Annotated in this window: 21 protein-coding genes and 3 pseudogenes; 17 read left to right on the top strand and 7 right to left on the bottom strand. The window is 70.6% G+C overall.

The features are described from left to right. Positions 1–5: 5 nt before the first annotated feature. From PXH83_RS29055 to PXH83_RS28995, 13 genes are read left to right on the top strand one after another with little or no spacing between them, the layout of a single operon-like run. On the top strand, positions 6–1,526 hold the full coding sequence (locus tag PXH83_RS29055; protein ID WP_274564350.1) for a right-handed parallel beta-helix repeat-containing protein: 1,521 nt from the start codon (positions 6–8) through the stop codon (positions 1,524–1,526). A 1-nt stretch (position 1,527) separates the two neighbouring features. Next, positions 1,528–2,760 (top strand): O-antigen ligase domain-containing protein, encoded by a 1,233-nt coding sequence (locus PXH83_RS29050; RefSeq protein WP_274564347.1) that lies wholly within the window; start codon positions 1,528–1,530, stop codon positions 2,758–2,760. Positions 2,761–2,762: 2 nt separating this feature from the next. Then, positions 2,763–4,004, top strand: coding sequence for a glycosyltransferase (locus PXH83_RS29045; protein WP_274564345.1), 1,242 nt, complete (start codon positions 2,763–2,765; stop codon positions 4,002–4,004). Next, positions 4,001–5,236 carry a class I SAM-dependent methyltransferase gene (locus tag PXH83_RS29040; RefSeq protein WP_274564343.1) on the top strand — a complete coding sequence of 412 codons (1,236 nt, stop codon included), beginning with the start codon at positions 4,001–4,003 and terminating at the stop codon, positions 5,234–5,236. Before PXH83_RS29045 ends, PXH83_RS29040 begins: the two co-directional genes overlap by 4 nt. A gap of 11 nt (positions 5,237–5,247) precedes the next feature. Then, positions 5,248–6,042, top strand: a complete 795-nt coding sequence (locus PXH83_RS29035; RefSeq protein WP_274564341.1) for a glycosyltransferase family protein — start codon at positions 5,248–5,250, stop codon at positions 6,040–6,042. Next, positions 6,039–6,686, top strand: a complete 648-nt coding sequence (locus PXH83_RS29030) for a PIG-L deacetylase family protein (protein ID WP_274564340.1) — start codon at positions 6,039–6,041, stop codon at positions 6,684–6,686. Before PXH83_RS29035 ends, PXH83_RS29030 begins: the two co-directional genes overlap by 4 nt. A gap of 3 nt (positions 6,687–6,689) precedes the next feature. Further along, positions 6,690–7,715, top strand: coding sequence for an NAD-dependent epimerase/dehydratase family protein (locus PXH83_RS29025; protein ID WP_274564338.1), 1,026 nt, complete (start codon positions 6,690–6,692; stop codon positions 7,713–7,715). Beyond that, positions 7,703–9,025 carry a DUF4910 domain-containing protein gene (locus PXH83_RS29020; protein ID WP_274564336.1) on the top strand — a complete coding sequence of 441 codons (1,323 nt, stop codon included), beginning with the start codon at positions 7,703–7,705 and terminating at the stop codon, positions 9,023–9,025. The genes PXH83_RS29025 and PXH83_RS29020 overlap by 13 nt, the downstream gene beginning before the upstream one ends. A gap of 5 nt (positions 9,026–9,030) precedes the next feature. Continuing rightward, the gene (locus tag PXH83_RS29015; protein ID WP_420803289.1) at positions 9,031–10,341 is read left to right on the top strand and encodes an MATE family efflux transporter; all 1,311 of its coding nucleotides are present in this window, start codon (positions 9,031–9,033) and stop codon (positions 10,339–10,341) included. Beyond that, a complete protein-coding gene (locus PXH83_RS29010; RefSeq protein WP_274564332.1) occupies positions 10,338–11,294 on the top strand; it encodes a glycosyltransferase family 2 protein in 957 nt (318 codons plus the stop codon). Before PXH83_RS29015 ends, PXH83_RS29010 begins: the two co-directional genes overlap by 4 nt. Next, positions 11,291–12,538 carry a polysaccharide pyruvyl transferase family protein gene (locus tag PXH83_RS29005; RefSeq protein WP_274564330.1) on the top strand — a complete coding sequence of 416 codons (1,248 nt, stop codon included), beginning with the start codon at positions 11,291–11,293 and terminating at the stop codon, positions 12,536–12,538. The genes PXH83_RS29010 and PXH83_RS29005 overlap by 4 nt, the downstream gene beginning before the upstream one ends. Continuing rightward, positions 12,535–13,086 carry a dTDP-4-dehydrorhamnose 3,5-epimerase gene (gene rfbC / locus PXH83_RS29000; protein WP_274564328.1) on the top strand — a complete coding sequence of 184 codons (552 nt, stop codon included), beginning with the start codon at positions 12,535–12,537 and terminating at the stop codon, positions 13,084–13,086. Before PXH83_RS29005 ends, rfbC begins: the two co-directional genes overlap by 4 nt. A 7-nt stretch (positions 13,087–13,093) precedes the next feature. Continuing rightward, positions 13,094–14,458: a glutamate-1-semialdehyde 2,1-aminomutase gene (locus PXH83_RS28995; protein WP_274564326.1), complete on the top strand. Its 1,365-nt coding sequence runs from the start codon at positions 13,094–13,096 to the stop codon at positions 14,456–14,458. A gap of 12 nt (positions 14,459–14,470) precedes the next feature. On the opposite strand, the gene PXH83_RS28990 is transcribed toward PXH83_RS28995, so the two are convergent. From PXH83_RS28990 to PXH83_RS28975, 4 genes are all read right to left on the bottom strand, one after another. Beyond that, positions 14,471–15,160 carry a phosphatase PAP2 family protein gene (locus PXH83_RS28990; RefSeq protein WP_274564324.1) on the bottom strand — a complete coding sequence of 230 codons (690 nt, stop codon included), beginning with the start codon at positions 15,158–15,160 and terminating at the stop codon, positions 14,471–14,473. Positions 15,161–15,685: 525 nt separating this feature from the next. Beyond that, positions 15,686–17,605 (bottom strand): ABC transporter ATP-binding protein, encoded by a 1,920-nt coding sequence (locus PXH83_RS28985; RefSeq protein WP_274564322.1) that lies wholly within the window; start codon positions 17,603–17,605, stop codon positions 15,686–15,688. Positions 17,606–17,702: 97 nt separating this feature from the next. Next, a complete protein-coding gene (locus tag PXH83_RS28980) occupies positions 17,703–17,921 on the bottom strand; it encodes an Lcl C-terminal domain-containing protein (RefSeq protein WP_274565202.1) in 219 nt (72 codons plus the stop codon). A gap of 6 nt (positions 17,922–17,927) precedes the next feature. Then, positions 17,928–18,506 carry a dihydrofolate reductase family protein gene (locus PXH83_RS28975; RefSeq protein ID WP_274564320.1) on the bottom strand — a complete coding sequence of 193 codons (579 nt, stop codon included), beginning with the start codon at positions 18,504–18,506 and terminating at the stop codon, positions 17,928–17,930. 532 nt (positions 18,507–19,038) lie between these two features. On the opposite strand from PXH83_RS28975, the pseudogene PXH83_RS28970 reads away from it, so the two are divergent. Beyond that, positions 19,039–19,506: pseudogene (locus tag PXH83_RS28970) on the top strand (SMI1/KNR4 family protein); the annotation flags it as partial. A 429-nt stretch (positions 19,507–19,935) separates the two neighbouring features. Here the strand turns inward: PXH83_RS28970 and PXH83_RS28965 are convergent. After that, positions 19,936–20,305 (bottom strand): annotated as a pseudogene (locus tag PXH83_RS28965) (VOC family protein); the annotation flags it as partial. Between the two features lie 98 nt (positions 20,306–20,403). Further along, positions 20,404–21,750: an NAD(P)/FAD-dependent oxidoreductase gene (locus tag PXH83_RS28960; RefSeq protein ID WP_274564318.1), complete on the bottom strand. Its 1,347-nt coding sequence runs from the start codon at positions 21,748–21,750 to the stop codon at positions 20,404–20,406. A gap of 279 nt (positions 21,751–22,029) precedes the next feature. Between PXH83_RS28960 and PXH83_RS28955 the strand changes: the two are divergent. The 3 genes and pseudogenes from PXH83_RS28955 to PXH83_RS28945 form a co-directional block, all read left to right on the top strand. Beyond that, positions 22,030–22,257, top strand: a pseudogene (locus tag PXH83_RS28955) (MMPL family transporter); the annotation flags it as partial. A gap of 250 nt (positions 22,258–22,507) precedes the next feature. Continuing rightward, a complete protein-coding gene (locus tag PXH83_RS28950) occupies positions 22,508–23,359 on the top strand; it encodes a metallophosphoesterase family protein (protein ID WP_274564315.1) in 852 nt (283 codons plus the stop codon). Further along, positions 23,356–24,036 carry a 4'-phosphopantetheinyl transferase family protein gene (locus PXH83_RS28945; protein WP_274564313.1) on the top strand — a complete coding sequence of 227 codons (681 nt, stop codon included), beginning with the start codon at positions 23,356–23,358 and terminating at the stop codon, positions 24,034–24,036. Before PXH83_RS28950 ends, PXH83_RS28945 begins: the two co-directional genes overlap by 4 nt. A 562-nt stretch (positions 24,037–24,598) precedes the next feature. Here the strand turns inward: PXH83_RS28945 and PXH83_RS28935 are convergent. Continuing rightward, positions 24,599–25,201 (bottom strand): TetR/AcrR family transcriptional regulator, encoded by a 603-nt coding sequence (locus PXH83_RS28935; RefSeq protein ID WP_274564309.1) that lies wholly within the window; start codon positions 25,199–25,201, stop codon positions 24,599–24,601. Positions 25,202–25,301 lie beyond the last annotated feature (100 nt).

Below are 25,301 nucleotides of genomic sequence, written 5' to 3'. Positions count from 1 at the left end.
GACGCGTGGTGATCGAGAAGCGGCACTGGGCGTTGCCGACGGCACGGCTGGTGCTGGTACTGCTGACGGCGACTGGCTGCGTGAGTACACCGGGCCCCCCGGCGGAGCCGACCGTTGCACGAGCCACGTCCGTGGCCCGGGTGTGCGCCAAGCCCGTGGCCGGGCCGGCGAAGGCGCCGGCGGGCGCGGTGACGGTCGACCCCGCGGTGATCGGTGACGTCGCTGCGAAGACCAAGAGCAGCCCCCCGAACACCACGTTCTGGCTTCGACCGGGCAAGCACAGGCTCGAGCCGAACCGCTACGCCCAGGTCATCCCCAAGAAGGGGAACCGCTACCTCGGCGCGCCAAGCGCGGTGCTCGACGGCCGGAAGACCAATCAGTACGCGTTCGGCGGTACCGCCCGCGACGTCACCATCCGCCACCTGACCGTGCAACGTTTCGTGGCGCCGCCGGACGAGGGCGTGGTCAACCATGACTCGGCCGACGGGTGGGTGATCGAGCACGCGACGATCCAGCACAACTCCGGTGCCGGGCTGATGGCCGGTGCCCGCCAGCGGGTCCGCGCCAGCTGCCTGCGCGGCAACGGCCAGTACGGCATGAACGCGTACAAGGCCGGCGGCCCTCTCAGCGACCTGGTGGTCGAGGGCAACGAGATCGTGGGCAACAACACCGACGACTGGGAGCGGCGGCGGAAGGGCTGCGGCTGCACCGGAGGCATCAAGTTCTGGGCCGTCAACGGCGCCGACGTGCGGGGCAACTGGGTGCACGACAACCGCGGAACCGGGTTGTGGGCGGACACCAACAACAACGACTTCCGCATCGAGGACAACGTGCTCGAGGCCAACGACGGTGCCGCGCTGATCTACGAGACCAGCTACAACGCGGTCATCCGGAAGAACACGATCCGGCGGAACAACTGGGTCGAGGGCCGCAAGTATGCCGACCGCGGCGACAGCTTCCCGCTCGCGACCGTCTACCTGTCCGAGTCCGGCGGCGAACCACGGATCCGAGCCCGCACGGACAAGATCGAGATCTACCGGAACGTGCTGGAGAACAACTGGTCCGGGATCACCCTGTGGGAAAACGCCGACCGGTTCTGCAACAGCCCGGCCAACACCTCGTCCGGTGACTGCACGTTGCTGGTGAACAATACCGACCGCTGCGCGCGGCCGGCGATCGCCACCGCACCGCTCTACGACGACTGCCGGTGGAAGACCCAGCGGGTGGACATCCACGACAACCGCTTCGTGCTGGACAAGTCCGTCGTCGAGTGCACGGTGAAGTGCGACCGAATGGCGGTCCTTGCCAACTACGGCACCTATCCGGACTGGTCGCCCTACCAGGGCGAGCGGGTGGCTGAGGCGATCACCCGCAAGCAGCACAACCGCTGGCACGACAACGTCTACCTCGGCCCATGGAAGTTCGTGGCCCACGACCCGAGCCGGGTGCTCGACTTCGGACAGTGGCAGGGCACGCCGTACCAGCAGGACGCGGGCAGCACCTTCCGCGCACGGGACGGTGGTTGAGATGGGCGCGGACCACACCTCGAAGATCGTCGGGACAGCCTGGGGGCTGCTGATCCTCAACACGCTCGGCTCCGCCGGGGCGAAGACCATCGTCCCGCTGCCCCGCTCCCTCATCCAGATGGTCACCATGGGCGCGCTGGTCGCCGCGTTCGCGCTGGCGCTCGCAGTCAATCTCCGGCTGCGCGTCCGGGCCAGCGCCTTCGTATTCCTGCTCACCCTGCTGCTGGTGCCGAGCGTGATCTCCAGCGCGAACCTGGAGTCCGGGTTCGGCGCGCTGTTCCGCTGCGCCCGGCTGGCTCTCTTCGTCGGCACGCTGTGGCTGCTCAGCCGCTGGTGGGACGGCAGCCCGACGTTCGTCCGGCACCACATCCGGATCTACTTCGTGGTCCTCGGGTCGGTGGCCGCCGGCCTGGTCATCTCACCGGGCGCCGCCATGCCCGACCTTTACGGCGGGCGGCTGGTCGGCGCGTTGTGGCCGCTCACCCCGCCGCAGATCGGACAGTACGCCGCGGTGATCATCGGGCTCACCGTGCTGCTCGTTCTGGGCCGCCGGACCGACAGGCGCAGCGCGGCGGTAGTCATCGTGCCGGCACTCGTCCTGCTCGCGCTGACCCATACCCGGACGGCCACGCTCGGCCTGTTCATCGGGCTGGTGTTGGCAATCGGCTCGCTCCTCCTGACCAGCGCCGCCGCCCGCCGGTTCTTCGCCTGGGCGGTGCTGTGCGCCGTCGTGGCCGCGGTGGCGTTCAGCTCCGCGCTGCAGGCGTGGTTCCTGCGCGGACAGAGCAAAGAGAACTTCTCCAACCTCACCGGTCGGGCCAAGGTCTGGGACGCCCTGCTGGCAGCCCCCCGGTCGACCTCGGAGCAGCTGTTCGGCGCGGGCCTGGGCGACAAGTCGTTCGGCGGGCTGCCGATCGACAACAGCTGGCTGGCCGTTTACCACGAGCAGGGTCTGACCGGCGTCGCCCTGGTGGCGGCGATCATCATCGTGCTTGGCGGCGTCGCGTTGCTGCGGCCACCGTCGCTGTCGAGGGCCTGCGCGATCTTCCTGATCAGCTACTGCGCGATCGCGTCGTACACCGAGGCCGGGCTGGGCGACGCCTCGCCGTATCTGCTGCATCTGACCGTGGCCGCCTCGCTGCTTGCGGCACCTGCCTCGGCCACTCCCCTCTCGACGCCCGAAGTCCCTCGACGACACATACCCCGATGGGCCCGAAAATCGGAGGTGACCTGAGCATGCACGTCCTCGTGGTGCACAACCGCTACGCCTCGGCCCAGCCGAGCGGGGAGAACAAGGTCGTCGACCAGGAGGTGGCGCTGCTGCGCGAGGCCGGCCACCGGGTCGAGGTGTTCGAGCGGCGCAGCGACGACATCGCCGCCCGGTCCCTCCTTGCCAAGGCCGCGGTGCCGCTCCTTGTGCCGTGGAACCCGGCGGTTCGCGCGGAGCTCGCCGACCGGCTTCGCACCGAGCGGCCGGACGTGGTGCACGTCCACAACGTCTTCCCGCTCCTGTCGCCCGCGGTGCTTGCCGCCTGCGCCGACGCCGGCGTGCCCGCCGTCGCCACGCTGCACAACTACACCCAGGTCTGCCCGCCCGGCACGCTGCAGCGGGACGGCCGGCCGTGCACCGAGTGCGTCGGGTCGGCGCCGCTGCCCGCCGTCCGGCACGGCTGCTACCGGAACTCCCGCCTTGCGACGGTGCCGCTCGCGGTCAGCCTGTCGGTCAACCGGCGGCGGTGGTGGTCCGGCGTGGAGCGGTTCTTCTGCATCTCCGCGGCGCAGCGCGACGTCCTGGTGCAGGCCGGCATGCCGGCCGAGCGGCTGGCGGTGAAGCACAACTTCGTGCCCGACCCGGGCGCCGGCCGAGCGGGCGCCGGCGAGCAGCTGCTCTATCTCGGCCGGCTCGCGGAGGCCAAGGGCGTGCGGCTGCTCATGACGGCGTGGGACGAGATCGCCGCCGACGGCGGTGTGGGCGTGCCACTCGTGATCGCCGGCGCCGGGCCACTGGAGCGAGAGGTGACCGCCTGGGCGGCGGGCCGGGACGACGTGCGCTATGTCGGCCTGTACGACACGGCGGAGTGCCAAAAGGCCATCGCCCGGTCGGTCGCCGTGGTGGCTCCCTCGACCTGGCTGGAGGCGTTCGGCCTGGTGGTCGTGGAGGCGATGGCGGCGGGGGTCCCGACCGTCGCCGCCGGACACGGCGCCTTCGTAGAACTCGTCGATGATGGGGTGACCGGGCTGCTGCACCGGCCGGGCGAGGCCGCCTCGCTCGCGTCCTGCATACGCCGGATCGCGGCCGAGCCGGACCTGGGCCGGGAGATGGGCCGGGCGGCCCGGCGCCGTTACGAGCAGGGGTTCAGCCCGGCCGTCGGCCTCGAGCGCCTGGTGGAGGGGTACCGCACCGCGATCGCGGGGCGGTCAGCAATGACTCGCGGCGGGGACACCCACGCGAGCAGGGGGGATGGGGACAGTAGATGACCAAATGCCGACTCTGCGGCTCGGAAGCGATGGCGAGCGTCGTCGATCTCGGGGCGACGCCACCATGTGAGAGCTTTCTCGCCGCGGACCAACTGGACACGGCGGAGCCGGCGTACCCGCTGCACCTGCGGGTCTGCACCGACTGCTGGCTGGCGCAGATACCGCCGCTGATCACGCCGGAGGAGACGTTCAAGGAGTACGCGTACTTCTCCTCGTACTCGACCTCCTGGGTGGAGCACGCGCGCACGTTCGTCGCCGACACCGCGGCGCGCCTCGCTCTCGTCTCCGACGCCTTCGTGGTCGAGGTCGCCAGCAACGACGGGTACCTGCTCAAGCACATGGTGGACCGGGGGATCCGCTGCCTGGGCATCGAGCCGTCGGTGAACGTCGGCGCCGCGGCGCGGGACGCGCGTGTGCCCACACTCACGGAGTTCCTGGACCCGGCCACCGGCTCGGCCGTCCGCGCCGAGCACGGCCCGGCGAACCTGGTCGTGGCCAACAACGTGTACGCGCACATCCCCGACGTGGTCGGGTTCACCCGGGGGCTGCGCGCCCTGGTCGCCGACGACGGCTGGGTCTCCATCGAGGTGCAGCACCTGCTGACCCTGATCGAGGAGAACCAGTACGACACGATCTACCACGAGCACTTCCAGTACTACACAGTCGCGTCCGCGGCCCGGGCACTGGCCAGCGGCGGACTCGCGCTCGTGGACGTCGAGTTGCTGCCCACGCACGGCGGCTCCGTCCGGCTGTGGGCCCGGCCGGCCGAGGTGGCCGGCGAGCCGACCCGGCGTGTGGCCGACGTGCTGGACCGGGAGAAGGCCGCCGGGCTGCAGGAGCTGTCCGGGTACACCGAGTTCTCCGCCCGGGTGGCCAAGGTGCGCCGGGACCTCCTGCGGTTCCTCATCGAGGCGGCCGAGCGCGGCGAGACGGTCGTCGGCTACGGCGCCCCGGGCAAGGGCAACACCCTGCTCAACCACTGCGGCATCCGGCCCGACCTGCTGCCGTACACGGTCGACCGCAACCCCTACAAGCACGGCAGGTTCACCCCGGGCACCCGCATCCCGATCCTGCCGCCCGAGCGGATAGCCGCCGACAAGCCCGACTACGTACTCGTCCTCCCGTGGAACCTGCGGGCCGAACTGGTCGAGCAACTGTCCTTCGTGCACGAGTGGGGCGGCCGCCTTGTCTTTCCCATCCCGGAACTGAGCATTGTCGAGGTCGCGTCTTGAAAGGGCACAGCATGAAGGTCGTCCTGTTCTGCGGCGGTTACGGGATGCGGATGCGGAGCGGTGCCGCGGACGACGTGCCCAAGCCGATGGCGATGGTCGGCCCCCGGCCGCTGATCTGGCACGTCATGCGCTACTACGCGCACTTCGGGCACACGGAGTTCATCCTGTGCCTCGGGTACGGGGCCCACCACATCAAGGACTTCTTCCTCAACTACGAGGAGACGACGTCCAACGACTTCGTGCTGCGGGGCGGGCGGACCGAGCTGCTGTCCACCGACATCTCGGACTGGACGATCACGTTCGCGCAGACCGGCATCGAGTCACCGATCGGAGAGCGGCTGCGCCGGGTGCGGCACCACCTGGACGGCGACGAGATGTTCCTCGCCAACTACGCCGACGTGCTCACCGACGCCCCGCTGCCCGAGATGATCGACCGGTTCGCCCGGCGCGACGCCGGTGCGTCGATGATGGTGGTGCCGCCGCAGTCGTCGTTCCACTGCGTGGAGTTGGGCGAGGACGGCCTGGTGGGGGGCATCACCGCGGTGAGTGAACTGCCGCTGTGGGAGAACGGCGGCTACTTCGTGCTCCGCCAGGAGGTCTTCGACCACATACCGGAGAACGGGGACCTGGTCGCCGACGGATGCGCACAACTGGCCAAGCAGGGCCGGTTGGTGGCGCACCAGCACCGCGGCTTCTGGAAGCCGACCGACACCGTGAAGGAGCGGGCCGCGCTCGACACCGCCTACGCCCGGGGTGACCGCCCGTGGGCCGTGTGGGAACGGGACGGCGCGGGGGTGAGCGCGTGATCCGGCTCGGGGCCGGGCGCCTGGACCGGATCGTCGCGGTGGGCGCGCACTGCGACGACATCGCCATCGGCGCCGGCGGCACGCTGCTGACGATGTGCCTCGCACATCCGGGCACGCGCATCGACGCGCTGGTGCTCTCCGGCGGTGGCAGCGAGCGGGAGCAGGAGGAGCGGGCCGCGCTCGCCGCCTTCTGCCCGGGCGCCGAACTGCGCCTGGCCGTGGACAAGTTGCCGGACGGCCGACTGCCGGCGCACTGGGAGGGGGCCAAGGCCGCGGTCGAGGAGCTGCGCGAGCGGACCGAGCCGGATCTGGTCCTCGCACCGCGTACCGATGACGCGCACCAGGATCACCGCGGCCTGGCGAAGCTGATGACCACCGCTTTCCGCGACCACCTCGTGCTCGGCTACGAGATCGTCAAGTGGGACGGCGATCTCGGCCGTATGGGGGCGTACCAGCCGCTGTCGCCGGAGATCGCCGAACAAAAGGTGCGGCTGTTGCAGGAGCACTACCCCTCGCAGCGGCACCGGCCCTGGTACGACCGGGAGGCCTTCCTCGGCCTTGCCCGGATCCGCGGCATCGAATGCCACGAGCGATACGCCGAGGCGTTCGCCGTCACCAAACTCACGCTCAACCTGGGGGATTGAACCTTGCGCGTACTACTGACCGGACACCAGGGCTATCTGGGCACCGTGATGGCCCCGGTCCTCGCGGCTGCCGGGCACGAGGTCGTCGGCCTCGACGCCGGCCTGTTCGCCGACTGCGTCCTCGGCCCGTCGCCCGCCGACCCGCAGGGGCATCGGGTGGACCTGCGCGACGTCACGGCCGAACACGTGGCCGGGGTGGACGCCGTGATCCACCTGGCCGCGCTCTCCAACGACCCGCTGGGATCGCTGGCGCCGGACCTCACCTACGACATCAACCACCACGCCTCCGTACGGCTGGCCCGGCTGGCCGGCGACGCCGGAGTACGGCGCTTCCTTTACGCGTCGACCTGCTCGGTCTACGGCGCCGCCGGCGGCGGCGACCTGGTGAGCGAGGACGCCCCGCTGCGCCCGGTCACGCCGTACGCGGAGTCCAAGGTGCGGGTGGAGGACGACCTGCACGCGCTGGCCGACGGCGACTTCACCCCGGTGTTCATGCGCAACGCCACCGCCTTCGGCTACTCGCCCCGGCTGCGCGCCGACATCGTGCTGAACAACCTGGTGGGCCACGCGCTCCTGTCCGGCGAGGTCCTCGTGCTCTCCGACGGCACCCCCTGGCGCCCGCTGGTGCACGCCGCCGACATCGCCCGGGCCTTCACGGCCGCACTGACCGCGCCGCGCGAAGCGGTGCACGACCGGGCGTTCAACATCGGCAGCGAGACCAACAACGTCACGGTCGCCGAGATCGCCGAGCAGGTCGCCGAGGCGGTGTCCGGCGCGAAGGTGGTGATCACCGGGGAGACCGGTGCCGATCCGCGGTCGTACCGGGTGGACTTCTCCCGGTTCCGCGCCGCGATACCCGGCTTCGACTGCGAGTGGACGGTGAAGCGGGGCGCACTCGAACTCGCCGACGCCTACCGGAAGTTCGGACTGACCCGGGAGGACTTCGAGCAGCGCTTCACCCGGCTTGCCGTGCTGCGCGAGGCGTCCGACGCCGGCGCCGTCGACGACACCCTGCGGTGGCGCCGATGACCGCTGTCGGTGAGGAGATGCACGCGCTGGTGGAGCGGCTGTACCCGCTGTGCCGGAGCATCACCGGCGACGGTGTGCGCGCCACCCTGGAGATCGTCGGCGAGTACGTTCCGCTGCAGGTGCACGAGGTGCCGACCGGGACGCAAGTGCTCGACTGGACGGTGCCGCAGGAGTGGAACATCCGGGACGCGTACATCGCCGACACCACCGGCAACCGGGTCGTCGACTTCGCCGCGTCCAGCCTGCACGTGCTCGGCTACAGCGTGCCGGTGTCGGCGACCATGCCTCTGGCCGAGCTGCGTGAACACCTGCACACCCTGCCGGACCACCCAAGTTGGGTGCCGTACCGCACCAGCTACTACACGCCGGAATGGGGGTTCTGCCTGGCCCAGGAGACCCTGGACGCGCTGCCGGACGGCGAGTACGAGGTGCGCATCGACTCCACACTCGCAGACGGCCACCTCACCTACGCCGAGCACGTCGTCCCCGGGCAGGTCCCCGACGAGGTGATCGTCTCCTGCCACGTCTGCCACCCATCCCTGGCCAACGACAACCTGGCCGGCATCGCGGTGGCGACGTTCTTGGCCCGGGCGCTGGCACAGGAAACGCCGTACTACACCTACCGGTTCCTGTTCGCGCCCGGCACCATCGGGGCGATCACCTGGCTGGCCCGCAACGCGGAGCGGATCAATGGGGCATCCCCTGCTCGAGCGGAGCCGAGAGCTGGGGGAAGGGTCAAGCACGGGCTTGTGCTGGCCTGTGCCGGCGACTCGGGTCAACTGACGTACAAGCAGAGCAGGCGAGGCAACGCGGAGATCGACCGGGTGATGCGGCACGTGCTGGCCGCCTCCGAACGCCCGCACAGCGTCGCCGAGTTCACTCCGTACGGCTACGACGAGCGGCAGTTCTGCTCGCCCGGGTTCGACCTCGGCGTGGGCTCGCTCAGCCGGACCCCGTACGCCGGCTACCCCGAGTACCACACCTCGGCGGACAACCCGGACTTCGTCACCCCGGAGGCGATGGCGGACACCCTTGCAGTCTGCCGCGAGGCATTCGCCGTCCTCGACCGCAACCGGCAGTACGTCAACCTCAGCCCCTACGGCGAGCCACAGCTGGGCCGACGAGGGTTGTACGACTCACTCGGCGGCCGCAGCGACGCGAAGCAGGCCCAGATGGCCATGCTCTGGGTGCTCAGCCTCTCCGACGGCGAGCACAGTCTGCTGGACGTCGCCGAGCGGTCCGGGCTGCCGTTCGGCGCCGTCGCCGCCGCGGCCGACGCCCTGCACGGCGCCGGGCTGATCGAGGCATGACGCCCATGACCACCGGGAGGGAGAAGCCGATGCCCTCGGCGGCCGGGGCCAGACACGCCCGGCTGACCGCCGGGCGGGCCATCGTCGGCCGGCTGTCCTGGGGACTGGCCGACCAGGCGGCCTCCAGCATGACCAACTTCGCGGTGGGGATCTACGTCGCACGCTCGCTGGGGCTGGCCGCGTTCGGCGTGTTCAGCCTGGCCTGGGTGACCTACGGCGTGGTGCTCAGCGTCTCCCGTGGGGTGGCCACCGACCCCCTCGTGGTGCGCTTCAGCGGCGTGTCGGACGCGTCCTGGCGCGGGGCGGTGGCCCGGTCGTCGGGTAGCGCGCTCGGCGTCGGTGCCGCCATCGGCGCAGTGTGTCTGGTGGTCGGGCTTGCTGTCGGCGGCCCAGTGGGGCCCGCGTTCGCCTGCCTCGGCGTCATCCTGCCGGGGCTGCTGCTGCAGGACGCCTGGCGGTACGCGTTCTTCGCCGCCGGCACCGGGCGGAAGGCATTCGTCAACGACCTCGTGTGGGGCGTCGCGCTCGTCCCGGCCATGGTGGTGGCGGCCCGCGTGGGCAGCGTGGCCGCTTTCGTGCTCGCCTGGGGCGCGTCCGCCGCGGTGGCCGCGGTGGCCGGCTGCCTCCAGTCCGGCATCCGGCCCCAGCTGACCGGAGCGCGCGAGTGGATTCGCGAGCACCGCGACCTCGGCTACCGATACCTGGTCGAGAACGTCAGCACCAGCGGCGCGAGCCAGCTGCGGGCGTTCGGGCTCGGCGCGATCGTCGGGGTCAGCGCGGTGGGTGTGGTCCGGGGCGCCGAGCTCCTGCTCGGCCCGTTCCTCGCTGTGCTGATGGGGCTGTCGCTGGTCACCGTCGCGGAGGCGGCACGGGTGCTGCGCCAAGCCCCGCACCGCCTCGGCAGGTTCTGCCTCCTGCTGGGCGGCGGGCAGGCCGCCGCCGCGCTGCTCTGGGGCGGGGCGCTGCTGCTGATGCCGGACCGGGCCGGCGAGCTCGTACTCGGCGACGTCTGGCACGCCGCCTCGGAGCTCATCGTGCCGGCCACGCTCGGCGTCGCGGGCGCCGGCCTCGGCACCGGCGCGGCGGCCGGACTGCGCGCGCTCGCCGCGGCCCGGCGCAGCCTGCGCAGCCAGCTGTTCGCCTCCGCCTGTTACGTCATCGGCGGGCTCGGCGGGGCGGCCGTGGCCGGCACGGTCGGCTCGGCCTGGGGCGTCGCCGCCGCGACGTTGAGCAGCTCGGCCGTGTGGTGGCTGCAGCTGCGGTCCGCCCTGCGCGAGCGCCACCAGAACCCCAACCGCGAAGTGAGGACGCCATGACCGCCCATCCCCGGATGAGCATCGGCCTGCCCGTCTACAACGGCGAGGAGTACCTCGCCGAGGCGCTCGACGCCCTGCTCGGCCAGACCTACGAGGACTTCGAGCTGGTCATCTCCGACAACGCCTCGACCGACGGGACTAAGGGCATCTGCCGCAAGTACGCCGCGCAGGACTCGCGCATCCGGTACATACGGCTGCCCCGGAACATCGGCGCCGCACCGAACCACAATTACGTGTTCACCGAGTGCCGCGGCGAGCTGTTCAAGTGGGCCTCGCACGACGACCTGTACGCCCGGGACCTGCTGCGGCGCTGCGTGGAGGCGCTGGACGAGCGGCCGGACGTGATCCTCGCGCACTCCGGCCAGGCGGTCATCGACGGCGACGGCCAGGTGAAGGTCCCGTACGAGTACGGGCTCGCCACCGACTCGCCACACGCGCCGGAGCGCTTCCGCAGTCTGCTGTTCGAGCCCGGTGGCGACGACTTCTACGGGGTGATGCGGGCCGACGTGCTGCGCCGGGTGAAGCCGCACGACAGCTACCACCACGCGGACCGCACCTTCGTCGCCGAGATCACCCTGCACGGGCCCTTCCACCAGGTGCCGGAGCTGCTGTACTTCCGCCGCGACCACCCCACCCGCGCCGAGCGGGCGAACCCCGGCAAGCGCTCCCGGTGCGTCAACCTCGACCCGCGCCGGGCAGGCCTGCTGCACCCGACGCCCCGGCTGCTCGCCGAGTACCTCTGGGGCTTCGCCTCGGCGATCCGGCGGGCGCCGTTGTCCCCGGCCGACCGGCGCGCGTGCTACCGCCACCTGGCCGCATGGATGGCCAGCCGGGTCCGGCCGGGCGCCGGCGAGCGGGTCGAGGACCGCGCCCCGGTCGACCCGGCCCTGCTCAGCGTCTCCGTGGACGCCCTCGTCGCCGGACGTGAAGGTCGTGAAGGGAGGCAGGCATGACGTCCGGAGGCGAAACCCCGGTACGTGTCGGGGTGTTCGGCCTGCTCGGCTCCGGCAACCTCGGCAACGACGGATCGCTCGAGGCAGTGCTCGGCTACCTCCGCGCCGAGCACCCGGAGGCGGTCGTGGACGCACTGTGCGGCGGACCCGAGGTCGTCACGTCCCGGTACGGGATCCCCGCGACGCGCCTGCACTGGTACCGCGGCGAGTACCGGACCGCCTCGCGGGCGGGCGCGATCGCGGGGAAGGGGCTGGGCAAACTCGTCGACGCCGTACGCACCGCCGCCTGGGTGCGCCGGCACGACGTGGTGATCGTGCCGGGCATGGGCGTCCTGGAGGCCACGCTGCCGCTGCGGCCGTGGGGCTTCCCATACTCGCTGATCCTGCTCTGCGCGAGCGGCCGGCTGCTGCGCACGCGGGTCGCGCTGGTCGGTGTCGGCGCCGCCGCGATCGGCAACCGGCCGACCCGGGCCCTGGTGCGCTGGTCGGCACGCCTTGCCGCGTACCGGTCGTACCGGGACACCCAATCCCGCGACGCGATGCGGGAGATGGGCGTGGACACGGCGCGCGACGAGGTCTACCCGGACCTCGCCTTCGCCCTGCCGACGCCGCCGTCGAGCGCGCCCTCGGGTCCGCCGGACGCGCCGGGCCCGGTCTGCGTCGGCGTCATGGACTTCCACGGCGGCAACGACGACCGCGCCCGGGCCGAGGAGATCCACCGGCGCTACCTCGACGGGACGACCCGATTCGTCCGCGCGCTGGTCGAGGACGGCAGGCCGGTCCGGCTGCTCACCGGCGACGCGTGCGATGCGCCGGTGGTGGCCGCGATCCTCGACGCGGTGGACTCGCCGCTGGTCACCGCCGCCGAGACGGCCTCGCTTGCCGACCTGATGAAGGAGACGGCGGTTGTCGGCGCCGTGGTGGCGACCCGGTACCACAACCTGATCTGCGCGCTGAAGGTCGGCACTCCGACGCTCGCCCTCAGCTATGCGGCGAAGAGCGACGCGCTCATGGATCGGATGGGCCTTGCCGCGTACTGCCACCCGGCCCGCGAGGTCGACGCCGACCGGCTGCTCGAACAGTTCCGGGCGCTGGAGAAGCGATCCGCGGAGCTGCGGCGAACCCTCGCCGAGCGGAACCTGATCGCCACCGGACAACTCGAGTCCCAGTTCACCGCCTTGACCGCGGCCCTGTTCCCGGCGGCCGACCATCCCCGACCCCACGCCTGCCAGGAGGCCCCATGAAAGCGACCGAAGTCCCGGCGATCGCCGGCGCGTACCTGTTCGAGCCGACGCCGTACGCCGACGAACGCGGCTTCTTCTGCCGCACCTTCGACGCCGACGTGGTCCGCTCGGTGGGCCTCGACCCGAACGCCTTCGTCCAGCACAGCCTGTCCCGCTCGGTGCGAGGCGTGCTGCGCGGCCTGCACCTGCGCTCCGGCGCCGGCGAGGCCAAGCTCGTGCGGTGCTCGTACGGGAGGGTCTTCGACGTCGTCGTGGACCTGCGGACGGACTCGCCGACCTACCGCAACGTGGCCTCCTTCGACCTGTCCGGCGAGACGCAGGTGACCCTGTACGTCCCGGCGGGGTGCGCGCACGGCTTCCAAGCGCTGACCGAGACCGCAGACATCTCGTATCAGATCGACCGCCCGCACGATCCGGCCGAGGACGTGACGATCGCCTTCGACGACCCGGAACTCGCCATCCCCTGGCCGCTGCCGGCCACATCGATGTCCAAGCGGGACCGGGAGGCACCGAGCCTCGCCGAGGCCCTGAAGCAGAAAGAGAGCTGAAGTCAGCGTGGACACCGAAGAGTTCCTCCTGCCCCGGTCGCAGAGTGCGAACGAGCGGCTGCACGCCATGATCCCCGGCGGCGCGCACACGTACGCCAAGGGCGACGACCAGTACCCCGAGAACCTGGCCCCGGTCATCAGCCACGGCCGCGGTGCCCACGTGTGGGACATCGACGGCAACCGCTACATCGAATACGGCTCCGGCCTGCGGTCGGTCAGTCTCGGCCACGCCCACCCGCGCGTGGTCGAGGCGGCGCGGCGGGAACTCGACCGCGGCAGCAACTTCGTCCGGCCGTCCATCATGGAGGTCGAGGCAGCGGAACGCTTTCTGGCCACCGTGCCGACCGCCGAGATGGTGAAGTTCGCGAAGAACGGCTCCGACGTCACCACCGCCGCGGTGCGCCTCGCCCGCGCCGTCACGGGGCGCCCGCGGGTGGCCATCTGCGGCGACCATCCGTTCTTCTCCGTCGACGACTGGTTCATCGGCACCACACCGATGTCCGCCGGCATTCCGGCGGCCACCACCGAGCTCACCGTGGCGTTCCCCTACGGAGACTTGGCCGCCACGGAGGAGTTGCTCACCCGGTACCAGGACGAGATAGCCTGCCTGATCCTCGAACCCGCCGGGCACGCCGAGCCTTCCCCTAGCTCTCAACTTCGTTCGAGCAGGGGAGACCCCACTCCCGGGTACCTCGCCGGCCTCCGCGAACTGGCCGACCGGCACGGCTGCGTACTGATCTTCGACGAGATGATCACCGGCTTCCGCTGGTCGGAGGCGGGCGCCCAGGGCCTGTACGGCGTCGTCCCCGATCTCTCCACGTTCGGCAAGGCGCTGGGCAACGGGTTCGCCGTCTCCGCGCTGGCCGGGCGCCGCGACCTGATGGAGCGGGGCGGGCTGCGTCACTCCGGCGACCGGGTGTTCCTGCTGTCCACCACGCACGGCGCGGAAACCCACTCGCTGGCAGCCGCGATGGCCGTGCAGACCACCTATGTCGAGGAGGGCACTACCGCGCAACTGCACGCCCTCGGCGAGCGGTTGGCCGCCGGTGTCCGCGCGGCCGCGGCCGGCATGGGCGTCGGCGACCACGTCGTCGTCCGGGGCCGGGCCAGCAACCTGGTCTTCGCCACCCTCGACGAGAACCGGCAGCCGTCGCAGCAGTACCGCACCCTGTTCCTGCGCCGGCTCCTCGCGGGCGGAGTGCTGGCCCCGTCGTTCGTGGTGAGCAGCGCGCTCGGCGACGCCGACATCGACCGCACCGTCGACGTGGTGGCCCAGGCATGTGCGGTGTACCGGAAGGCACTGGACGCCGCCGACCCCACCCCCTGGCTGGCCGGGCGGCCGGTGAAGCCCGTATTCCGCCGCCTGGCGTGACGTGACGCGTCGTCAGAGGGGCTCCCGCCGACCGGCGTCGGCCGTCCGGTCGTCCAGCCGGTCGGCCGTCCGGTCGACCAGCCACGCGGTCGCCGGTACCACCGCCAGCGCGGTGCACCAGCCGCCGAGGACGTCGGTCGGGTAATGCGCGCCCAGAGCGACCTGCGCCCAGCCCATGGCGGCGCCGGCAACGAGCGCCGCGGCGAGCACGAGTGACGTGCCGGCCGTCCTGCCGAGGCCAAGCCGGCCGGTCGCGAGCAGCGCCACGATGAGGGCGAGCGCGGTGAGGAAGGCGGTGTGCCCGCTCGGGTAGGACAGGTTGCCGTCGCCGTGGATGGTGCGTCCCACCAGGTGCTTGAGCAGCGTCGCCGTGGCCACGGTCATGCCGACACCGAGAACGACGAGCACCGCCGCGCGAGGACGCCGAAGCAGCAGGCAGCCCGTCACGGCGGCCACGACCAGCATCGCCGCTCCGGCGGGCTCCCCCAAGAAGTCCGTGGCGAGAGCGACGTACCGCCACGGCGGCCGCACACTGTCCGCCGTCGGCTGGATGATCCACCTGTCCACCCTGCCGGGCTGGCTGTGGCCGGCATACAGGACCCCGAGCACGACGACCACCAGCGCGGCGAGGGCCGCGATCAGCCCGAGCCACACGCGCAGCGACGGGGGCAGCACCGTGGGCGCCGGCCGGCAGCCGGTCACACGCCCACCGCGGCCAGTCGGCCTGCGGCAGTGCCCTTCTTGTCTGCCGTACGCAGCGTCGGGCGTTGCGGGATTACCCGCTGCCGCCCGCCGACATGGCCGGGATCGTCAGCCTGTACGGGCTGCGCGGCTGGACCGAGCAAGATGACAAACCCGTCGAGCACGAACTGGGCTGGGCCGACTTCCAGCTCCGCTCCGGCCAGGCGATCCAATGCGAGCCCCCCGTCGTGTCCGACCCACCCTCGAGCGACCATAACTGCCCCGCGGACACCCGCTCCTGGCCTGTACGACTCCGCGGGAGCCGTAAGCCTGTGCAGCCCCGAACTCGCCAGCCTGGCCATCGCCTTGGCCAAGGGCATCGGGATCAGCCTCTACTTGTCACCCTAACCAACAATCCGGTGCTCTCACACTGCCCCTATGACGGGGGTCACGGCTGTGCCTCCCCGGCGCTTCGCGGTTTGCCGCATGCGACGGACGTATCAGCATGACACCGCCAGCGGGCGAGGATGTCCGTGACCGACTCGGTCACGTGGACCCGGTGCCCGTACGAGCGTGCGACGACGTCCTGCGGTCCCCGTCCGGCGCCGGGTCGGCCGGTCCGGGCAGCCCGCTGGGACCGGCTCCTGGGACCGAGCGTCCGAGGGCCGACTCGGTGCTCTCGCCGAGGAAGCCGCCCGACTGGTGCTGCCACAGCTTGGCGTAGGCACCGTTCGCCGCGAGCAGCTCCTCGTGGGTGCCCTGCTCGACGACACTTCCGCGGTCGAGGACGACGAGACGGTCCATGCCGGCGACGGTGCTCAGACGGTGGGCGACCACGAGGGCCGTACGTCCGTCCATCAACCGCCACAGGGCGTCCTGGACGAGGAGCTCGCTCTCCGAGTCCAGCGCGCTGGTCGCCTCGTCGAGCAGCAGGATCGGGGCGTCGCGCAGGATAGCCCTGGCGAGGGCGACGCGCTGGCGCTGGCCGCCCGAGAGTTTCACTCCCCGCTCCCCCACCAGAGTGCCGAAGCCGTCGGGGAGTTGGTCGGCGAACTCCGTGACGTGCGCGGCCGCGGCCGCGGCGTGGATCTCCTCGTCGGTGGCGCTGGACCGGGCGAAGGCAATGTTGTCCCGCAGGCTGCGGTGGAACATGGCGGGTTCCTGCGGCACGTAGGCGATCAGTGAGCGCAGGTCGGTCTGGCGCAGCCGGCTGATGTCCTGCCCACCGATCAGGATGCGTCCGTCGTCGATGTCCGACATCCGCAGCAGGAGCCGGGTGAGTGTGGTCTTGCCGCCGCCGGACCTGCCGACCAGACCGATCCGTGCGCCTGCGGGCACGTCCAGGTCGAGTGCCTGGAAAATCGGCTTCGCGCCCGCGTGGGCGAAGGTCACCGCCTCGAAGCGGATGCCGGTGTCCCGCGGTGCGAGCGGTTCGGGTTCCGTCGGGTCGAGCACCGTGGGCGGATCCAGCAGCAGCTCCGTGAATTGCGCGGCCTCGGTCATCGAGCTTTCCAGACGCCGGTAGATCTGGTTGAACTCGAACATGATCTGGGTCGCGTTGGAGTAGTAGGTGAAAGCGACGACGACCTCCTCCACTCCCTGGCCCGGGCCACCGAAGGCGATGGCGACCAACAGGCCCAGCACGTTGGTCAGCACGGACATGGGGGCGATCAGGATGTCGACGCGCAGATTGCCGTAGTCCCACGACCTCAGCGTCAGGCGCCGGGAGTCCGCGACACGGCTGCGGTGTTCGTCGGCCTCCCGCCGCTCGGCCGCGAACGCCCGGATGGTCTCCATGTTCATGAGGCTGTCGGCGACGTGGCCGGAGACCCGGGCGATCGCCGCCTCACGGTCGTTGACGAGCCTCTGCCGGCGACGGATCAGAGGTGTCGCGGCCACCACGGTCAGCCCGATCATCACAAGAAGGCCGGCGACGAGCATCGGTTCGTAGCTCCACAGCACCACGGCACCGAACACCAGGGGGACGAGACTGCCCACGATCCGGTACGTCACCGTGTCGACGAAGTCCTCGAAGCGCTTGCCGAAGCTCAGCACCCGTTTGGTCAGGGAGCCGGCGAAGTTGTCGTGGAAGAATGCCGCGTCCTTGGCGAGGAGTTCGTCCATGCCGCTCACGTACAGGTGCTCCATGCCGAGGGCGTCCACGCGGTTCAGGCAGTGCTGCCCGACCCGCCACACGGCCTCGGCGAGCAGCAGCGTCACGCCGAAGCCCAGCACGTACGGCAGCGCCGAGTTGAGGGTGAGACCGCCGTCGTCGGCGGCCTGCCCTGCCAGTTTGGCGATCAGTAGGGGGGCGACGTAGCGGATGCCGATGTTCCCCACGGCCGGCAGCAGCAGCGCGGGCAGGGCCAGCCGTCGTAGTCGCAGCAGTTCCCGGCCATAGCGGCGCAGTGCCAGAACGACCGCGCTCCTGCCCGGCGTCGGCCCTCGCGTATCCGTTGTCCCCATCACACTCCCGGAGGTTCGGAGTCGGAAGTGTCCCGTCAGGGGAGGTCCTCAGTCCAGGCATTTACCGCGGACTGGCGAGAACCGGACACCGCTGCGTTCAGCGTACGCAGCGGACGTATCCAGTGGTGAGCTTGCGGTAGTTGGTGTAGCCGTCGTCGTAGTTCAGGGCCCAGCGCACGGCGGGCTCGGGGTCGGAGGCACCGGCCGTCCAGTACCAGGCGTCCTTCTGGATCGCCGGGAAGGCGGCGGGGTCGACGGCGGGGGCCACTCGGATGTCGTCGACCGTGGTGGCGAGTTCCTTGTTCGGAAAACGGATGGCGTCTCAGACATGCAGGGTGGGCCGGTAGATGAGCTCTTGGATGTGGCCGTCGAGCGTCCGGCGCTCGATCAGCTCGAGGTCGAAGTCGGCCGCGCCCTGGAAGATCGGGTCCAGTCCGCTCTGACCGGTGATCACAGGGAAGAGCGTCACCTGGACGCGGTCGACCAGACCGGCGGCCATCAGCGCCCGGTTCATCGACAGGCTGCCGTGCGAGCGCAACGGTACCTCGGACTCCTCCTTTAGCCGAGCGACGACGTCGACGGCATCGCCGCTCACGACGTTCGCATCCGGCCAGTCGAGGGGTCCTTCCAGTGTGGTCGACACCACCGTTGCCGGCAGGCTCCTCATCCGGGTGACCCATGGGTCACGCACCTCGGACTCCTCGGTGCTCGATGCCAGCATCCGCGCGAACGCCCGATACGTGTTGGCCCCGAAGACCATCCGCTGCTCCTCGCGGTACAGGGCGAGACGGTGGTCGAGGAGCTCGGGGCCCTGCTTGCCCCAGTAGCCGGTCCAGTTGCCACTGGCGGCGCCGAAGCCGTCGAGGCTGGAAAAGACGTCGAATGTGTAGGTAGCGGTCATGATGCTCTCCTCGAATGCGGTTGATCGCGTGTTGGAGATACAGACCGGCAACCACGGCGAGACTCATCGCCCTTGGGCTCCTGGAGTCCGGCGCCCCGGATGCGGCCCCAAGGGCTTTACCACGGCCAAGAAGGCGGAAGGTCAGCATGAGCGGCGATACGGCGGGCGAGAAGAAGAACGTGGCACGCCGATCCACAGGTCCTGACTATTCCACGTACAGCGGCGCCCACGATGCAAGGACACGTCGACGCGGACACGAAGGGCCACATGGGCACTGAGCCTGTTGCACGCTGCTACACGGAACGGGCCGTAGCGCACGAAGAGCATGTCAGAGGGGCGGCTCGCACCGGCACCAGGCCAGCCGTCCACCGACGTAAACTTCGCCGGCTTCTCCATCGACCAAGCAGGGCGCAAGCACGTCGGCACAACTGCCGTGCCGGTCGCGTACGAGAGGGTCCCATTGGCCGCAGCAAGGAGCGGCGCGCTGTCAGTGGCGGGTGGCAGCATCGGGCGCATGACGGACACCACAACTCCCGCCCCGTTCAACCGGGAGCGGTTCGTCTCCCCGGCCTCGGGCGCCAGCGCGGGCACCCGCGCGGTGGTGCTGGTGTGGAGCGGCTTGAGGGCGGGGCACGGGGAGCCGTTCTTCCACCTTTCGGTGGCGCGAGACGGTGCCGAGCAGTACGCATTCACCTACGTGGACGGAGAGATCCGGCAGAGCGGGGAGATACCGCGGGCGCTGGATCCGAGCCGGTTCTTCGGCGCCCTGGAGGACGGGGCCGAGGTGGAACGGTCGCTGCTGGAAGCGGTGGCCGGGGAGTTCGGTGCGTCGCTGCCGCGTCATGCCATCGTGAACGGGCGGCTGCACACATTCACCACCCGTTCCTGGACGCGGCCGCCGAGGGACGGCGAGACGTACGCGGTGATCCGGATGGATTGGGGAGACGCGCGCCCGGCGGACGGCCGGCGGACAGGAGAGGACGGGCCGGGGAGCAGGTAGAGACCGGCCAGGCTGCGCAAATTCTCAATGCGGTGAGAGTCGAGAGCACGTAGCCCTGGGATGTCGGAGGACGAACCTCCCGGGGCTTCGTCGCCCCTATAGCGGGGCCTGCGGGGAGGTGGACCGTGTCGCGCCACGAGGGCCGAAACAGCCCAGGTCACGCCCCGGTTGAGGGCAGCGTTCAGCACCGAGCGAGGTGGAGCACCACGCTCAGCTCGGAAGGTGTGGCACGGCCTTCGGGGCCGAAGCCTGAGCCCCTGGCGGGGTCCTGGACCACTTCGCGGAAGGTGCTCTCGGACCGGACCAAGTGGAAGAACTCGCGGGTTTCTTGGTGGGTTGTCTTCTAGTTGTTGGGTGGCTCGGAGGCATGCTCGGCGGGCGTTGCTGCGGCAGCGGTGGGAGCACCAGCGTGGGCGGCAGCCCGCATCAGCGCGGGGTGAGGACGCAGAACTCGTTGCCCTCTGGGTCGGCGAGGACCGTCCACGGGACGTCGCCCTGGCCCACGTCGACGGGCGTCGCGCCGAGATCCTGGAGGCGCGCGACCAGGTCCGCCTGATGAGCCGCAGAGGTGGTGGCGAGGTCGATGTGCACGCGGTTCTTCACCGTCTTGGGTTCCGGGACGGCAAGGAGGTCGATGCAGACGGCGATGGGGGTCAGGATAGGTCAAGCCCTCGGGTTCGACGTTGATCTCGCCGGGTTCGTCGCCGGTGACGTTCCAGCCGAGCGCCTCCGCCCAGAACCGGCCGAGGGCGGACTTGTCCCGAGCCTTCATCGAAACCTGAACAAGCCGCGTCGCCATGCCGCCGATCCTAGGCCCGCGCGGATCAGGAACCGCCGAAGTGCTCCGCGCACCCGTCACCTCGTCGGCGGGTTCCCGCAGCCTCGATGCCGGTGGATTCAGGCCGTGGTCGTGCGCGGGCTTCCTCCTGGGCGGGGGCCGATGAGGACGCGGGACAGCAGGCGTGGGTCGGCTAGTGTCAGGGGCCCCGCGATCATGTGGAAGAGGCCGGAGAAGGCGGTGTAGAGCTGCGGGTCGTGGGGGACGGTGTCGATCAGGCGGTTCATGAACCAGTTGCCGGCCTTGACGGGCCAGGCGGGCCGCGACTGCTCCCAGGCTCGGTCGGGGGTGGTTGCCATCAGCCATGAGGAGGCGGTGGCGCGGGCCAGCCGCTTCTGGAAGACCTGCCCGTCGAGGGAAGTGCGGGCGCGCCTGTTGCCGAGCATCTGCTCCAGGAGACGGGCTTCGAGGGCGGCGACGGTCATGCCCTGACCGTAGGCGGGGTTGAAGGTGCACACCGAGTCCCCCAGGGCGATCAGCCCGTCGGGCCAGCGGGCAAGGCGGTGGTAGGCGATCTTCCGGTTGACCGTACGGGCGTAGCGACGCACTGCGGATGTGGGGGTGAGAGAGGCGATGGTGTCGGCGATAGGACCGCGCAGTGTTTTGGCGAAGGCGAGGAAGTCGTCGTCGTTGTGGGGCAGTTGGGTTCCGTTGGCTCCGTGCAGGGTGACGTGGAGTGCGTTGTTCTCGATCTGGATCGCGTAGCAGCCCTTGTGGAAGTCGGGGGCCCGCAGGGGTTGCAGCACGCCCATCCACGAGGGCGGGGCCTGTCCTTCCGGGTAGGAGTAGGTGCGTGAGGCGTAGCCGACCTGGGCATCGACGGTCGTCGTACGGGGGCTGGGCAGGCCAAGGGCGGCCAGCCATTGCGGCAGGTGGGAGGAGCGGCCCGAGGCGTCCACCACGAGGTCCGCGGCGATCTTGTCCTCGCCGTCGCCGTCCTTGACGCGCACCCCCGTGACCTTCCCAGGCGTGGCCGTGCGCAGGCCGGTGACGGTCAGTCCGTCCCGTAGGGTGACGGGCTCCAGCGCCGTCACCCGTTGGCGGAGAACGTGCTCCAGGAGAGGACGGGAGAAGGTCTGGATCGGCATGCCCATCGGTGTAGGCGGTGGGGTGCCGTTGGGCAGCACGGCACACAGTCCTTCGCCCCAGTCCCACACCGGCGCACCGGCCTGTTCCAGCTCGGCCCGCAGCCCGGGGAAGTACCCCTCGAACACCTCGGCACCGAGGGCCAGAAGACCATGGACATGGTGTCCCTGCGGCACCCCGGCCCTGGGTGCGGACGCACTCGGGAGCGTGTCGCGTTCGATGACGGTGACGACCTCGAAGCTGTCGGCCAGGACTCGGGCGGCGGCAAGACCCGCCATGCCCGCACCAATCACCACCGCGTGCCGGACGTCCGTATCCATGGGCATGCCGCTCCCTCGCTCTGCGGGCCGAACCCCGCTGTTCCCGGGCTCTTCCCTGCCCTGATGGGCCGACAGGTATTCCGAAAGGTGTAACCACTGAGCACGTTCCGTAATCAGGGTGATATTGCCCCGAGTCGGCCGGTGGCTCGGCCCGGCCGTCGGCCTGGTCGTCGCGGCCACCGAGATGTTCCTGGTGCTCTCGCAGCACCGAGGGGCCCGGTGAAGTCACTCCTGCGGCGAGCCCGGAACCGACCCTTTCCGAAGAGCAGGCCCAGCGCGGCCATCGGCACGGACTACAACATCCTCATGATCGCTCGGCTTCGCGAGGAGGCCCGGGAGGGCCGCAGCCCGCGCGAGGCGGCCGGACTGGCGCTGCGGCACGCCGGGCCGACCGTGGCCGCGGCTGGCTTCATTCTGGCGGCGACTTTCGCCACGATGATGCCGGCGGGCAACGCGCTGCTCACGGAGATGGGCTTCGCCGTCTCGTTCGGCACCGCGATCGCCGCCGTGAACTGAGCTTCTGACGTCTGACGCGTGGACGCCGGAACAATCCTTCTGGGGCTGCGCTGATCCGCAGGCGACGGTTCGTCGGCGACGGTCTGCCACAAGCCGTCGCGGGTGGGTCCAGCCCCACTTCCCCGCGGCACCGTCGCACCGACCGCCGGCGGCCCTTGAACGCTTGTCCGGGTGCCGCGGGGTGTGGTGTCGTGGTCGCGATCACGTGCGCGGGAACGAAGCGGGAACGAAGGGGACATCGATGGCCGACGGTGCCGGACAGCTGCTGGCCATCAGCGACCTGCACATCAGTTATGCCGAGAACCGTGCCCTGGTGGAGGAGATGGTGCCCGGCTCCGACGACGACTGGCTTCTCGTGGCCGGGGACGTCGCCGAGACGGTGGCCGACATCCGATGGGCCCTCAAAACTCTGGCGGGCCGCTTCCGCAAGGTCGTCTGGGCTCCCGGCAACCACGAACTGTGGACGCACCCGAAGGACGCCGTCACCCTCCGGGGCGTCGCCCGCTACGAGTACCTGGTCGAGCTGTGCCGCGAGTTGGGCGTTACCACCCCGGAGGACCCCTACCCGGTCTGGGAAGGCCCCGGTGGGCCGGTCGCCGTCGCAGCGCTGTTCCTGCTGTACGACTACAGCTTCCTGCCGGCCGGCTGCGCCACCAAGGGCGAGGGGCTCGCCTACGCGTACAAGACCGGTGTCATCTGCAACGACGAGTACCTGCTGCACCCCGACCCCTATCCGAGCCGGGAGGCCTGGTGCCGGGACCGGGTGGCCGAGACCGAGCGTCGGCTGGCGGCGCTTCCCGACGATCTGCCCACGGTGCTCGTCAACCACTACCCGCTGGACCGTCACCCCACTGACGTCCTGTGGTATCCGGAGTTCGCCATGTGGTGCGGCACCGGGCTGACCGCCGACTGGCACCGCAGATTCCGTGTGGCCACCATGGTTTACGGCCATCTTCATATTCCCAGGACCACCTGGCACGAAGGGGTCCGCTTCGAAGAGGTGTCTGTGGGTTATCCCCGTGAGTGGCGCTCCCGCCCGGGGCCACCCGGCCGATTGCGCCGCATCCTGCCGACGGGTGGGCACACCCGGTGATCGAGGAACTGCTCCCGGACTCAGTGGTGGTCGTGGAGAGCCGAGGGGGCGACGAGGCCGACTATGCCGCGCTCCATCCCGAGGAAGAGGCGGTGGTGGCACAGGCGGTGGACAAACGGCGCCGCGAGTTCACCGCGGTGCGCGCCTGCGCCCGCCGGGCCATGGAGAAGCTCGGCTTCCCGCCGCAGCCCATCCTGCCGAGTGAGCGCGGCGCCCCGCGTTGGCCGGAGGGCCTGCTCGGCAGCATGACCCACTGCGACGGTTACCGCGCCGCCGCCCTCGTCCGCGCCACCGACCTGGCCTCCCTCGGCATCGATGCCGAACCGCACGGTTCGCTCCCGGACGGCGCCCTGCATTCCGTGGCGCTCCCCGCCGAGCGGGAGCGCCTGGCCCTCCTCGCCGCCGGGCAGCCCGGCGTCCACTGGGACCGGCTGCTGTTCAGCGCGAAGGAGTCCGTCTACAAGGCGTGGTTCCCGCTGACCGGGAAGTGGCTGGGCTTCGAGGAGGCGTACATCGATCTCCACCAGGATTCCGGAACGGCGCAGCACGGCCGCTTCCGCGCCGAACTGCTCGTCCCCGGACCGCTGGTGGGGGGACGAAGGATCAAGCATTTCGAGGGGCGGTGGATCGTCCGCGAGGGCCTGGTCACCACCGCATTGACGGTCCCCCACCCCTGATCCCCCTCGCGCGCCCGAAAGCCGGCTCCGGGTGGGGCCAGCCCCGCCGCCCGCGGGGCGTAGCGGGATTCCGGCACGGACCGTGCGACCGTACGTTCTTCCATAGTGGTCGGGTACATCCATTCCCGGCTGGCAGAACGACGTCGCCCGCACCCAGATCTGGCAGTGGCTGCGCCACGGGTCACCGACCGCGCGACGGTCCTGGACCTTCTGGACGCGGAGGTCGCGGCGCTGGGCGCGGAGTACCCCTGGGGCCCGGTGGACGAGGCCCGCGACCTCTTGGAACGTACCGCTCTGGCACGGGACTTGCCGGACTTCTTCGCCTCGGTCGGCTACGCCCTCACCTGGTGGAGCACCCCTACCACCGGGGCTGAGGGGCCCCGGTGGCGCCGCCGGGGCCGAGGGGCGCGGCGGCTGTGGTCGAGCAGGGCGCGGTACGGGTTGGTGGATCCGTACCGCGCCTGCTTCGCCTTCCCCGTACGAGCCGTCACCACGAGCACCACCGACGACCGCGGGCACCGTCGGCGTCGGCATCGGCATCGGCTCAACCGCGTCTCCGGCCTCAGCGCGGCGCCAGGCCGCGGAGCGCGAGGTCGACGAGGGCGTCGGTGTATTCGTGCGTGAGGGGCCCGTCGCCCATCAGCCAGTGCTGGGCGACGGGCCCGGCCAGCATCAGCACAGCGATCCGCGGATCGACGTCCTGCGCGATCTGACCGGCCCCCCGGGCAGAGCCCAAGCGCTCCAGGCAGAGCCGTAACGGGGGCTCCACCAGGCGCGCCGTCAGCTCCTTGCCGAGCGCAGGGTCGGCTATGCCCGCGGCGACGAGGGCGCGGGCGGGCACGTCGTACCCCGGGTCGGTCATGGTGTCGACAGCGGACCGGAGAACGGCCTTGAGATCGGCCTCCAGATCGCCGGTGTCGCGGACAGCGCCCCCGGCCCGCGCGATGTCCTCGGTCAGGGAGACGACCGCGTCCCGGAGGATGGCCGCCTTGGAGGGCCACCGGCGGTAGATGGTCTGTTTGCCGACGCCTGCCCTGGCAGCGACCCCTTCGATGGTCACTCTGGGATATCCGACCTCGTGAACGAGTTCCAGCGTGGCGCCCAGGATCGCACGGTGTGCGCGGCGACTGCGGTGGGCGGTTTCAGGTGCGCGGTGGGAGGACATGGTCCACAGCATAGACCTCGACGAACCGATACGTATCGTCTTGACAAGACGATACGTATCGTCGAAGCTCATGGATGTACCGAGACGCAACGCCTCGGCT

Origin of the sequence: Streptomyces spiramyceticus (genome assembly GCF_028807635.1) — a bacterium.
Lineage (GTDB): Bacteria > Actinomycetota > Actinomycetes > Streptomycetales > Streptomycetaceae > Streptomyces > Streptomyces spiramyceticus.
This window is presented reverse-complemented; position numbering and strand designations above follow the sequence as displayed.

Bases quoted from the DNA above. Each gene is read 5' to 3' on its own strand.
- PXH83_RS29010 (WP_274564332.1), top strand. From the start codon at position 10,338: ATGACCGCCCATCCCCGGATGAGCATCGGCCTGCCCGTCTACAACGGC.
- PXH83_RS29035 (WP_274564341.1), top strand. From the start codon at position 5,248: ATGAAGGTCGTCCTGTTCTGCGGCGGTTACGGGATGCGGATGCGGAGC.
- PXH83_RS29015 (WP_420803289.1), top strand. From the start codon at position 9,031: ATGACCACCGGGAGGGAGAAGCCGATGCCCTCGGCGGCCGGGGCCAGA.
- PXH83_RS28935 (WP_274564309.1), bottom strand. From the start codon at position 25,201: ATGTCCTCCCACCGCGCACCTGAAACCGCCCACCGCAGTCGCCGCGCA.
- rfbC (WP_274564328.1), top strand. From the start codon at position 12,535: ATGAAAGCGACCGAAGTCCCGGCGATCGCCGGCGCGTACCTGTTCGAG.
- PXH83_RS29050 (WP_274564347.1), top strand. From the start codon at position 1,528: ATGGGCGCGGACCACACCTCGAAGATCGTCGGGACAGCCTGGGGGCTG.
- PXH83_RS29045 (WP_274564345.1), top strand. From the start codon at position 2,763: ATGCACGTCCTCGTGGTGCACAACCGCTACGCCTCGGCCCAGCCGAGC.
- PXH83_RS28950 (WP_274564315.1), top strand. From the start codon at position 22,508: ATGGCCGACGGTGCCGGACAGCTGCTGGCCATCAGCGACCTGCACATC.
- PXH83_RS29040 (WP_274564343.1), top strand. From the start codon at position 4,001: ATGACCAAATGCCGACTCTGCGGCTCGGAAGCGATGGCGAGCGTCGTC.
- PXH83_RS28960 (WP_274564318.1), bottom strand. From the start codon at position 21,750: ATGGATACGGACGTCCGGCACGCGGTGGTGATTGGTGCGGGCATGGCG.
- PXH83_RS28975 (WP_274564320.1), bottom strand. From the start codon at position 18,506: ATGACCGCTACCTACACATTCGACGTCTTTTCCAGCCTCGACGGCTTC.
- PXH83_RS29005 (WP_274564330.1), top strand. From the start codon at position 11,291: ATGACGTCCGGAGGCGAAACCCCGGTACGTGTCGGGGTGTTCGGCCTG.
- PXH83_RS28985 (WP_274564322.1), bottom strand. From the start codon at position 17,605: ATGGGGACAACGGATACGCGAGGGCCGACGCCGGGCAGGAGCGCGGTC.